The 11,107-nt window shown below is 66.8% G+C and carries 10 protein-coding genes and 1 pseudogene; 7 read left to right on the forward strand and 4 right to left on the reverse strand.

The window, feature by feature from the left end:
- Positions 1-401: hypothetical protein (locus VQ042_RS22930; RefSeq protein ID WP_331822608.1), on the forward strand; the 401-nt coding region annotated here is incomplete at its 5' end.
- A gap of 78 nt (positions 402-479) precedes the next feature.
- On the opposite strand, the gene VQ042_RS22935 is transcribed toward VQ042_RS22930, so the two are convergent.
- The 4 genes from VQ042_RS22935 to VQ042_RS22950 all read right to left on the reverse strand — a co-directional run bounded on the left by VQ042_RS22935 (position 480) and on the right by VQ042_RS22950 (position 5,404).
- A complete protein-coding gene (locus VQ042_RS22935; RefSeq protein WP_331822609.1) occupies positions 480-1,547 on the reverse strand; it encodes a lipocalin-like domain-containing protein in 1,068 nt (355 codons plus the stop codon).
- Entirely contained in the window at positions 1,547-4,078 is a 2,532-nt protein-coding gene (locus VQ042_RS22940; RefSeq protein ID WP_331822610.1) for an FtsX-like permease family protein, read from the reverse strand. Before VQ042_RS22940 ends, VQ042_RS22935 begins: the two co-directional genes overlap by 1 nt.
- Positions 4,068-4,733, reverse strand: coding sequence for an ABC transporter ATP-binding protein (locus VQ042_RS22945; RefSeq protein ID WP_331822611.1), 666 nt, complete (start codon positions 4,731-4,733; stop codon positions 4,068-4,070). Before VQ042_RS22945 ends, VQ042_RS22940 begins: the two co-directional genes overlap by 11 nt.
- Positions 4,734-4,828: 95 nt before the next feature.
- Entirely contained in the window at positions 4,829-5,404 is a 576-nt protein-coding gene (locus VQ042_RS22950) for a hypothetical protein (protein WP_331822612.1), read from the reverse strand.
- Between the two features lie 242 nt (positions 5,405-5,646).
- Between VQ042_RS22950 and VQ042_RS22955 the strand changes: the two genes are divergently transcribed.
- The 6 genes and pseudogenes from VQ042_RS22955 to VQ042_RS22980 all read left to right on the forward strand — a co-directional run.
- Entirely contained in the window at positions 5,647-6,618 is a 972-nt protein-coding gene (locus VQ042_RS22955) for an amidoligase family protein (RefSeq protein ID WP_331822613.1), read from the forward strand.
- 255 nt (positions 6,619-6,873) lie between these two features.
- Entirely contained in the window at positions 6,874-8,097 is a 1,224-nt protein-coding gene (locus tag VQ042_RS22960) for a quaternary amine ABC transporter ATP-binding protein (protein ID WP_331822614.1), read from the forward strand.
- Between the two features lie 30 nt (positions 8,098-8,127).
- Positions 8,128-9,069, forward strand: coding sequence for an ABC transporter permease (locus VQ042_RS22965; RefSeq protein ID WP_331822615.1), 942 nt, complete (start codon positions 8,128-8,130; stop codon positions 9,067-9,069).
- A gap of 90 nt (positions 9,070-9,159) precedes the next feature.
- Positions 9,160-10,176, forward strand: a complete 1,017-nt coding sequence (gene proX, locus VQ042_RS22970) for a glycine betaine/L-proline ABC transporter substrate-binding protein ProX (protein WP_331822616.1) — start codon at positions 9,160-9,162, stop codon at positions 10,174-10,176.
- Between the two features lie 253 nt (positions 10,177-10,429).
- Positions 10,430-10,720 (forward strand): annotated as a pseudogene (locus VQ042_RS22975) (PhnD/SsuA/transferrin family substrate-binding protein); the annotation flags it as partial.
- Between the two features lie 134 nt (positions 10,721-10,854).
- Positions 10,855-11,107, forward strand: a 253-nt coding sequence (locus tag VQ042_RS22980; protein ID WP_331822618.1) for an ATP-binding cassette domain-containing protein, incomplete at its 3' end; no start/stop codon positions are given.

Consider the following 11,107-nt stretch of genomic DNA (forward strand, 5'->3'; position numbering starts at 1 on the left):
ACTCCATTCGTCGGCAGAAAGGTTCATGGCGGCGGCTCCTCCAATTAAACCGCCCCAAGGGAATCAGCCGACGCGCAATCCGTCACCTACTGTCACATGAGTTCGGAGCCCTGGGTGGAGGCTGGCGGTGTTGCCTGCGCTTGGGCGTGAGTACCAACACCCACGATCAACGCAGCCGAGGCGCCGGCCGCGATCAGGAAGTCGCGTCGATCGAGAGCTGGTTCGTCCGCAGAGACATCCGCCACGCAAAACGCTCCTTCGCAGAGGAACAGCTTCGAGAACAGGTCCTGAAAGAATGCCACATCTTCGGAGCGCGCGCCATCGTACTTGCCAGTCAGCGTGCAACGACACCGGCATCGCGCGCACGCGTCGGCTATCTATGTGACGTGCAGCCGCGCTGAAGAGGGCTCGGCGATCGTCTACTATTCCGACAAAGGGCGCAGAACCGCCGACGAACCGTGTACAGCCGGCACTGCTGCCTACAACGAAAGCGGCGAGGCATATCCGGTGAGCTCAAGGTAGCCTTTCCCGCCGGATGTGCGGACCGCTCCCTCCCAATAGACCGGCAGACCGGTGGCGCGGCCGTCGAGTTCCTGGTCCTCGAACAGCGGCGACAACGGGAAGCTGCGCTCGCCTTCCGGCAGGCGCAGCGTCAGCACCTGCTCGACGGGATAGAGCGCATCGGTCCGGGGCGAGCGCCAGCGCCGGACGGCGGTGAACGTCACGTCGCCGGGCGCAAAGCGGGTGACGCTGCCGTCCGGACGGCGCAGCGAGCCCCCGGCCCAGACCGTCCGGTCGTCGCGATCGCGGATGCGGAAGGCGACCAGCGCGCCCCCGTCGTCGAGATTGAGGCCGACCCACTCCCAGCCGACCGCGCCGGGCGAAAGGAAGTTCGAGGACCATTCGCGATCGAGCCATGCCGTGCCGGTGACGCTCGATGCTGCTCCCTCGCGCGTCAACGTCCCCGCGACGTCCAGATGTGGCATGGAGTAATAGTGGCTGGCATCGTCGGGGCCCGGCCCCTTGCGGCTGTAGCCCTCTTCCCCTTGCAGGAAGATCTCCTGCGTCGGGGTAAGCGTCAAAGCGAGAGCGAAGTCCTGCGTCGACACCTCGGTGGTGAAGCGCCCGTCCGGTTCGCGTTCAAGGCTCCAGTCGCGCAGGACGACGGCGGCATCGCCGGTGGGCGCCTCGGCGATACCGAAGCCGGCGCGTGCGGCCCGCTCGCCGTGCAGGAGCCGGCCAACATCGGGGTCCGACAGGGCGGCATGGGCGAACAGCACCTGGGAGGGCGCGAAACGGCTGGGATTGGCAGGATCGACCTCCGGCCGACTGCGGAAGAACGTCACCTGGAAGCCGAGTTCGCTTCCATCTTCGGTGGCCAGCCAGCCGGTGACGTACCACCATTCGAGGCGGAAGTCCGGATGCGCGCCGTGATCGCCCGGAAAGGCGAGGTCGACGCCTTGTTGCACCCGGGCAAAATGGCTGTCGGCCTGAACCGCCACCGTGGCGCCGAGGAAGAGCGCGAGGATCGCAGCGAGCCAGCGCATCACCAGTCCTCCCGGACGGCGAGCACTGCGTTCGTCGCGGTCGCCCGCCGCCCTGCCAGCATGGCGGTGACGGACGCGGCGAAGACGAGTGCGGCGAAGACGGCCGCGATCGTGCCGACCGGCACGATCGTCGCCATCGTCCAGTTGAACGATTGGGGGTTGATGACGTGGATCAACACCTGGCTGAGCGCGCCCCCGAGCAGCACGCCGGCGACGCCGCCGATGGCCCCGAGCAACGCGCCTTCGATACCCAGCATCGCCATAATCTGCCGTTTCTCCACGCCGAGATGGGCCAACATGCCGAACTCGCGGACCCGTGCGATGGTCTGCGAGGACATCGTCGCGGCCACACCCGCAAGGCCGACGAGGATCGCCACCGCCTGAAGCACATAGGTGACGGCGAAGCTGCGGTCGAACAGTTCCAGCGCGAAGCGGCGTAGCGTCGCGGGCTGGGCGATCGAGACCGACGATCGCAGCTCGGCGGGAAGCGTCTCGAAGAGCGCGCGGCCGACGGCGTCCGGATCGGCTCCGGGATCGATCGTCACGGCCGCCTCGTCGCGCTCCGCGTCGCCGGTGAGGCTGGTATAATCCTCGCCACGGATCACCAGCGCGCCCTGTTGGCGGGAATAATCGCGCCAGATCCCGGAAACCGTGAAGGCTTCTCCATCGCCGATGGGCAAGTCGACCGTATCGCCGACGCTCCAGCCGTAGAGCCGGGCAGCCGGCTCTGACACCCACGCGGGGATTGACCCCAGCACCTGCGCCGGAGCTTCCGCGATCAGGACGAGCGAAGCCTCCGGGCTCTGCCCGTCGACGGAACGGGCGATCAGGGAGACGGGTGGTTGATCGGGTGAGAGCGTCAGCGGGATCTGGCGGCTGACGGCGAGGCCGGCGACGCCGGGCACGCCTGCCAGCCGGGCCTGAAGCGCAGGATCGAAGCCGGCGCTGCCCTCGGCGCGCAGATAGAGATCGGACGACAGCACCTCCACCAGCCATTCGTCGACCGCCCCCCGGAAGCTGGTCACCATCGTTGCCATCGCGATCACCAGCGCGGTGCTGGCGACGATGCCGCACAGCGCCGTCGCCGCCTCGGCAGGGGCGCCGTGCACATGGCGAACAGCAAGAAGGCCCGGCACGTTGGTGGTACGGCGCACGGCCAGAGGGGCCAAGAGCCGGCGCGCCAGCCAGGGCACGCCTGCGACACCGCCAGCCAGAAGCAGCGCCATCCCGACGAAGCCGAACACCGGCAGGCCGCCGACGGGCGGGAGCAGCGCAGCGAGCGTACCGGCCGCGATCAGCACGAGCGCCGGCAGGAACGGCACGGCGGAGCGCGGGTCGAGCATGTCGCCGCTGTTCTTCAGCGCGGCGGCGGGCGCTGCCTGCGAGGTGGCGCGGGCAGGCAGCACGCTGCCGAGCATGGCGGCGGCAATGCCGAGCGCGAAGAACACGGCGGCGGCGAGCGGCTGGAAGACGATGCGCACATCGCCGCCCCGGAAGTAGCCCGCGCCGAGATCGCCCCCGAACCAGCGCAGCGCGAATGTGGCGAGCGCTGCCCCGAGGCCAAGGCCGAGCAGCGCGCCGACGATGCCGATAGCGAGGCCTTCCAGCGCCACCACGGCGACGATGCCGCGGCGGGGCAGGCCGAGGGTGCGCACGAGCGCAAAGGCGCGAAGCCGCCGCGCCACCGACAGCGATTGCGCCGAGAAGACGAGAAAGCCGCCGGTGACGAGCGCCACCAGGGCCAGCATGTCGAGATTGACGCGGTAGGCGCGCGACAGGGCGCTTCCCTGCGCCAGCTCCGTCTCGTCGCTTCCCAGGACGACATCGCCCGGCAGCCATTGCGAAAGGGACCGCTCCGCGGCCCCCCGGTCGGCGAGGCTGAGATCTACGCGGTCGAGGCGACCGAGCCTGTCGAAGCGCCATTGCGCGGCGGCGATATCCATGACGCCGATCGCCTGCCCGTCCGCGACAGCGGGGAGGGTCCCGGCGATGACCAGTTCCACCGAGCGGCCGTTGGCGCTGACGGCCAGCATGTCACCGACCGCGCGGCCCGTCGCATCGAGCACGGCGCGTGAGACGAACAGGGCGCTCTCGTCGAAGACATCGGCGCTGCCGGTGTCGGGTCCGCCCGATTGCCGGCCGACAAGGCTCGGCGTCACGGAAGCGGCGCGGAGAATGTCGAGCCCGAGCAGCGTGAAGCGCGCCTCGCCCGCCCGTGCATCGAGGGCGACGACAGGGCTCGCATCCCCGACGCTAGGCGTATCGACGATCCGCGGATAGAGCATCTCGTCGAAGCCGAGCGGGCTTGCCGCGCGCACCTGGAGGTCGGCCGCGCCGTTTACGCTGCGCACGGCGTCGTTGAAGGAGGCGAGCGCCGATCCGTTGATCAGGTGGATCGCGAAGCCGAGCGCGACCCCGACGGCGATGGCGATCATCGTGCCGAGGAAGCGCGCCGGATGGGCGCGTGCCTCGCCGAGGATCAGCCATCTGAGCGCCAGGCGGGCGGAGACGAGGTCCGTGCTAGTCGTCATGGCGTTCCACGAGCCCGTCGGCGGTCAGCGTCAGGACGCGGTCGGCGATCCGGGCAGTGGTCCGGGAATGGGTGACGATAACCCCGGCAGCGCCGCCCTGCCGCACGGCGTCCGCGAAGAGCGCGAGCACCTTGCCGGACGTGTCGGGATCGAGATTGCCGGTCGGCTCGTCGGCAAGGATCAGCGCCGGTCGATGCACGAGCGCCCGCGCGATCGCGACCCGTTGCATCTCCCCGCCGGAGAGGTCGCGCGCATAGCCGTCGCCGCGGGAGCCGAGGCCGACCGCGTCGAGCATCGCGTCGGCGCGCGCGTCGATCGTCATGGCGTCGGCGGAAACGAGGGCCAGCGGCAAGGCGACGTTCTGGCGCAGCGTCAGATAGGGAAGGATATGAAAGGCCTGGAACACGAAGCCGATGCGCTCGCGCCGCAGTCGCGTCCGCTGCGTCTCGTCGAGGGGACCGAGCACCACATCCTCGATCGAAACCTCGCCCGCATCGCTGCCGTCGAGTCCGGCGAGGATGTTCAGCAGCGTCGACTTGCCGACGCCGGACTCGCCCACGATCGCCACCAGCTCTCCCGCCGCGACGGCAAGGTCGAGATCGGCGAACAGACGCCGCCCGCCCGGCACCGACTTGGCGAGGGCGCGGACGGTCAAGGTAGTTGCCGTATGGTTCACGAATTGAGTCTTTCGTTGAAGCAGGCGAGGCGAGATCAAGACTAGAGCGCTTCATCGCAGCGTGGCTCGCACAGTCAGAAGTCACGGGCAAAGGATTGGTCAAGCCAGCGAAGCCGGGAACGGCCCAGGAAGCCCGAGCCAATAGCGACCCTCTTCTGCCAGATGGCCAAGATCTGCCGAACCGTCGCGCTCCGGAAGCCGTTCCCCGACCGGCGGACCGCGATGTGCGAGAAGGTTTTGTCAGCCTTCGAGCCGGTCATCAGCATCTGCCGCGGAATGATCATGTGGTTGGCGCCGCGCAACTCGCCGATGATCCCCGTTCGGTCGTCGAAGACGAGCATGTGGCGGTCCCACTTCAGGAGCTCGGAGAACTCCCCGCCGCGAAACGTGTCGGTGTCGACCTCGCCGAACTTCGAATAGACATGCACCTCTCCGCCCTCGTCGTCGGGAATGTGCTCGAAGCTGTATCGCACCGCCCCCGCGGCATCGACATGGCGATGCGCCCGATCGTGGCGCAGCCTGGCCATGAAATAGGTTTCACCGTCTTCCAGTGTCACCTGGGACGCGCGATCCTCGTCGGTGATCTGCATGATGGTGTAGGTCGACGTGGAGGCGTCGTAACGCTCCAGCCGCCGGCGATCGCTGGTCATGGCACATTCCCTTGTGGACGTGATCGGGCAGGTTCTTCCCGGCCTGGTCGGATGGGTCTCCCCAGGACATTCGGCCCAGACCTGCCAAGCTATGGCCGTCTTGCGGCGGGAAAAGGGGCTTCGGCTCCGCGGCTGGCCGGCTCGTTCATGGCGGGCGTATGATGCCTTTCCGCCTTCAAAGCGCATGGAGCTTCGCCGCGCTCCTCAGCGATCAACGTCTGGCCCCCGCGGAATGGTGTTTCATGCAGATTGGCTCCGAGCCGCGGATCGACTTCGCTCTTCCCCCGATCCAAGAGAACGCGGCGGGGCGGCTGCGCACGGTCGGTGTCGAGGTGGAGTTCGGAGCGATCAGCGCGCGGCAGGCCGCCACGGCGCTCGCGGAGGGTCTCGGCGGCTCTCTCACCGAAGAGGATGCCCATGCGCTGATCGTCGGCGGGACGGCGCTCGGCGACCTGATGGTCGAGATCGACACGCGCTACGCCCATCCGCAACGCCATGCCGGAACGCGCTGGGGCCATCTCAGCAGGGCTTCAGCAGCCAGATTGGGCACGGCGTTGCAATATGTCGTTCCGCGGGAGCTGGTGACCCGGCCATTGCCGCTCGACCGGCTGGCCCTGGTCGACCGCGCCGTGGACGTGTTGCGACTGGCAGGCGCCCGGGAGACGGGGCCGGCCGCATTCGGCCTTCATTTCAACCCGGAGCCGCCGCGGCTCGACGCGCAGACGATCACCGCCATCCTGAAGGCCTTCATGCTGCTCAACGACTGGCTGCGGCGGGAATGCCAACCACGCCGCCTGACCCATCGCCTCGGCGTCGGACGTGATTATCCGCCGGCCTATGTACGGCGCGTAATCGCGCCGGCCTACTGGCCGGACCTGGATGTCCTGATGGACGACTACCTGGCGGCCAATCCGACGCGAAACCGCGACCTCGACCTCTTGCCCTTGTTCCTGCATTTCGACGAGCGGCGGGTGCGGGCGCGCCTGCCGATGGAGAAGATCGGCAAGCGGCCAGTCCTGCACTACCGCCTGCCGACCGCGCGGGTGAGCCAGCCCGGCTGGAGCATCGCGCCGGACTGGAACCGCTGGGTGGCGGTGGAACGCCTGGCGGCCGACCGGACGCAGCTCGAGAAGCTCGCAGCGGCCTTTGGCGCAGCCGCCAGCGCGCCACGGAACTGGGCGGAGCTCTCGGCGCGGCTGGCGTTCGAGAATTGAGAGCGGACGTATCCGCGCACTCGAGACGATCCGTGAGTTCCATGCGTTCCATGCGGGCAAGAGCAGCGATACGGTGCAGCGGACCCCGGCGTCTCATGCTGGCTCCCCGAGCTTTTTGCCGCGCCCGAGCTCCTGATCAGCAAAATTCTGATTGCGGGGAAGGGCCGGCAAAGATCAGTCCGCTATCCGATGGATCCGGCTGAAGCTGCCGGCCTTCCGGTTGTGCTCCGGGCACTCGCGGGCTAAGAAGCTGCCATGCCAGTGAAGTTGCGTGCCAAAAATATCTTCAAGCTCTTCAATGAGGCGGAGGGCGATACCGTCGCGCGCCTGAAGCGCGGAGAGAGTAAGGAAGAGATCTTCCGCGCCACGGGGGCCACCGTCGGTATCAATGACGTGAGCTTTGACGTCCACGAAGGCGAGATCTTCGTCATCATGGGCTTGTCGGGCTCCGGCAAATCGACCCTTGTCCGCACCCTGAACGGGCTCATCGCCCCGACTTCGGGCGAGATCTGGGTCGATGAGGACGATGTGGCCTCCTGCGGGGCGGAGCGGCTTCGTGAAGTGCGTCGGCGCAAGATCGCCATGGTCTTCCAGCATTTCGCCCTGTTCCCGCACAAGACCGTAGCCGACAACGTGGCGTTCGGACTGAAGGTCAAGGGAATGCCGCGGGCCGAACGGCGCGCAGCGGCGCTGAAGGCACTGGCACAGGTCGGCCTGGAGGCTCATGCCGACAGCTACCCATCGCAGCTGTCTGGTGGAATGCAGCAGCGTGTCGGGCTCGCCCGCGGGCTGGCAACCGGCCCCGAAATCCTGCTGATGGACGAACCGTTCGGCGCGCTCGACCCGCTGATCCGGCGCGAAATGCAGGACGAACTGGTCGTGCTTCAGAAAAAGCTGAAGAAGACCATCATCTTCATCACGCACGACCTGAACGAGGCCCTGCTGCTGGGCGATCGGATCGCCATCATGAAGGACGGTGCGTTCGTGCAGGTGGGCACCGCACAAGACATCGTCGCCAATCCGGCCGACGATTATGTGCGCGCCTTCGTCGCCAATATCGATCGCAGCCGCGTCTTCAGCGCCGCCGACGTGGCGCTGAAGCCGGCGTCGGTCCCGATCGATGCCACCCTGGCCCAGGCGTTCCAGGCCATGAAGGACGCCGGGAGCGGCGCGGCCCATGTCCTGCGGGACGGGGAGGTCGCCGGCATCGTGACCTGGCGCGGCATTTCTGAAGCCGGCCCGACCCAGACCGTCCAGGATGTCATGGTGACGGACGCGCCGGTCGTGGACGAGTCGGCGCTCCTGCACGAGATGTACGATGCCGCGCAGACAGGTCTGCCGGTGGGTGTGACGGACGGCGACGGCACGCTGGTCGGCGTCGTGCCGCCGGAAGCGATCTTTGCGCAACTCGCCGCCGGTGAGCCGGAGGCAGCCCCGACGACTGAGGATGCGCCGTCGGCTCTGCCCGCCCCCAGCTGAGCCTGGGTATTCCCCGGACAGGAGAAAGAATTGATCAATCCTTCCGACATTCTGGTGATTCCGTTCGACGACTGGATCAACACATTCGTCCGCGGGTTTCTCGTCCCGAACTTCCGCCCCTTCTTCCGGGCGTTGCAGGTTCCCGTGACAGAGGTGCTCAACGGGCTGGATGCCTTCTTCGCCTGGGTGCCGATGATCGTCACCACGGCGGTTTTCGCCGCGCTGTCGTGGCGCATCGTCGGACGCGGCATGGCTCTGTTCACGATTCTGGGCTTTGCCTTCATCGACATGATCGAGCTCTGGGGAGAGACGATGACGACATTGTCGATGATCGTCACCTCCGTCTTCTTCTGCACGGCGATCGGGGTGCCCGCCGGCATCCTGGTGGCACGCAGCGATCTGGGCTGGCGGATCGTTCGACCGATCCTCGACATCATGCAGACGGTGCCGTCCTTCGTGTATCTGGTGCCGATCGTCATGCTGTTCGGCGTGGGCATGGCGCCGGGGATCATCGCGACCATCATTTTCGCCCTGCCGCCGATCATTCGGATGACGAATCTGGGCATCCGCAATGTCCGCGGCGATCTGATCGAGGCAGCCGAGGCATTCGGCTCCACCCCCAGCCAGATGTTGTGGGAGGTCCAGTTTCCGCTGGCGCTGCGCACGATCATGGCAGGCCTGAACCAGACATTGATGCTCGCCCTGTCGATGGTGGTGATCGCCGCGCTGATCGGCGCGGGAGGCCTTGGCCTTGTGGTCAATACCGGGCTCGGCAGGCTGGACGTGGGGGGCGCGACCGCGGGAGGCGTGGGCATCGTGATCCTGGCCATTGTGCTCGACCGGATTACGCAGGGGCTGGTTGAACCCCGCGTGGGCGGCGCCACTTCTCTGCGCCAGACTTTTTCCGCTCTGTTCCGCGGACAGGGCTCCCGCGAACCGAACTCCGCCGCGACGAACCAGACGGTGGCCTGAGGCCAGCGTCTTTCCGGGCTCTGGTCCGGACCGACTGCCTTATCCGGTTCCGGATAGGGCATCCGACGACGAAACAAATGGAGACGAACCATGAAGTACAACCTCCCCATTCTCGCCGCGACTGCGGCGCTCCTGGTCGGTACCGCGCCGATGGCCGCCCTGGCGCAGGACATGCCCGGCGAGGGCACCACGATCCGCATGGGACAGGCCACATGGGACACCGGCTGGTTCCATGCCGAGATCTACAGCCAGCTTCTGGAGGAACTGGGCTACGAGGTAGACGGTCCGATCACGCTCGACAATCCGCCATTCTATCAGTCGGTGGCCCAGGGTGATCTCGACCTTTGGGTGAACGGATGGTTCCCGCTGCATGACACGTACCGCCCGGTCTTCGAAAACGGCGCCGAACTGGTTGGCGCCGTTGCCAAGGGCGGCGCGCTGGAAGGCTATCTGGTCGATGCCGCGGCGGTCGAAGAGTTCGGCATCAAGACGTTGGCGGACTTCAAACGCGACGAAGTCAAGGAAGCCTTCGACCGGAACGGCGACGGTCTGGCAGATCTGGTTGCCTGCCCGCCGGGCTGGGGCTGCGAGGTGAACATCGAGCACCACATGGACGCCTACGGCCTGCGCGAACACGTCAATCCGATCAAGGCAGGGTATGCAGCGTCCATGGCGGACGCCGTCGCGGCCTTCCAGAACGGCGAGCACATCCTGTTCTACACCTGGACGCCGAACTGGACCGTCAACGAGCTGGTCCCCGGCAAGCACGTGATGTGGATCGAGGTGCCCGAGGTGAATCTGCCGGACATGAGTCTTGCAGATGCTGCGACCATGGAGGGGATCGAAGGCTGCGTGGCCGATCCCTGCACGCTCGGCTTCCCGGCCAATGACATCGTACCGGTCGCCAACAGTGCCTTCCTTGATGAGAATCCGGCCGTAGAAGCCCTGCTGCAGGAGGTCGCGATCCCGCTGTCTGCCATTTTCGAGCAGAACGCGGCGATGAATGCCGGCGAAGACGACATCGAAATGCAGGCATCGGAATGGATCAAGCAGAACCGCGAGTCCGTCGATGGCTGGCTGGAAGCTGCTCGCGCCGCAGCCGAATAAGCTGACGAACCTCACGCCGTGAACGCGGCTGCTTTCGGCGGGCCCATTCGTTGGGTCCGCCGATCGTCTCCTCGAGCCTGCCGCTGACGTTTGGACGCGTGTCCGCGGCGGTATAGCGGCCGACCGAGGCTCTTCAGCTTGCGGGTTCGACCTTGCAGGCAAGGCGGGCGCCGTTCGCGGCATCGAACACATGCGTGCCGTCGAGGTCGAGCGAAAGATGCACCCGTTCGCCCGCTGCCCTGGTCCGCACGTCGTGGGGCGCCGCATGATCGAGCGGGGCGCCGTCGAGGCCGATGCGACCAAGGTCGTCTACACCTCGCAGACCTTCCCGACGACCGGCTACGGCACCGTCTACAACCTGACGCCGGAACTTCAGGACAAGATCCAGGAGGCGTTCATGTCGTTCCCCTGGGAAGGCTCGAAGCTCGCCGAGGAATTCGGCAAGTCCGGCGAGGAGCAGTTCATCGAGATCACCTTCAAGGACGACTGGTCGGTGATCCGCCAGATCGACGAGGCGAACGGCGTCTTGTACTCCTGCCAGTAACGGGGTCTCCTTTTCAGGTCATCCTGACCAGCCCATGATGAGGCGGCGCGGGCGCACAGCCCGTGCCGTTCCTTGCCGCCGGTAAACCTGTCCGGCGGACCCAATGCCCGCCGATTGCGGAAAGGCGACCACCCATGCTGACGATCGAGGCCCTCGAAAAGCGCTACAAGACCGGCGACCTCGCGCTGCGCGGCGTGTCCTTCTCGGTGGCGCCGGGCGACGTCGTCGGGCTGATCGGCCCTTCGGGCGCCGGCAAGTCGTCGCTCATCCGCTGCCAGGGCAATCGGGTGAGTTGGCGCGTGACATTTGGTGCAAGTACTGAATCTGTGGGTTCCCAATTGATTCGATTGGGAGATTGCGGGAATGGCTGTGTCCGACGAGGCGGTA

Source organism: Aurantimonas sp. A2-1-M11 (assembly GCF_036549475.1).
Classification (GTDB): domain Bacteria; phylum Pseudomonadota; class Alphaproteobacteria; order Rhizobiales; family Rhizobiaceae; genus Aurantimonas.

Bases quoted from the DNA above. Each gene is read 5' to 3' on its own strand.
- VQ042_RS22940 (WP_331822610.1), bottom strand. From the start codon at position 4,078: ATGACGACTAGCACGGACCTCGTCTCCGCCCGCCTGGCGCTCAGATGG.
- VQ042_RS22960 (WP_331822614.1), top strand. From the start codon at position 6,874: ATGCCAGTGAAGTTGCGTGCCAAAAATATCTTCAAGCTCTTCAATGAG.
- VQ042_RS22955 (WP_331822613.1), top strand. From the start codon at position 5,647: ATGCAGATTGGCTCCGAGCCGCGGATCGACTTCGCTCTTCCCCCGATC.
- VQ042_RS22950 (WP_331822612.1), bottom strand. From the start codon at position 5,404: ATGACCAGCGATCGCCGGCGGCTGGAGCGTTACGACGCCTCCACGTCG.
- proX (WP_331822616.1), top strand. From the start codon at position 9,160: ATGAAGTACAACCTCCCCATTCTCGCCGCGACTGCGGCGCTCCTGGTC.
- VQ042_RS22935 (WP_331822609.1), bottom strand. From the start codon at position 1,547: ATGCGCTGGCTCGCTGCGATCCTCGCGCTCTTCCTCGGCGCCACGGTG.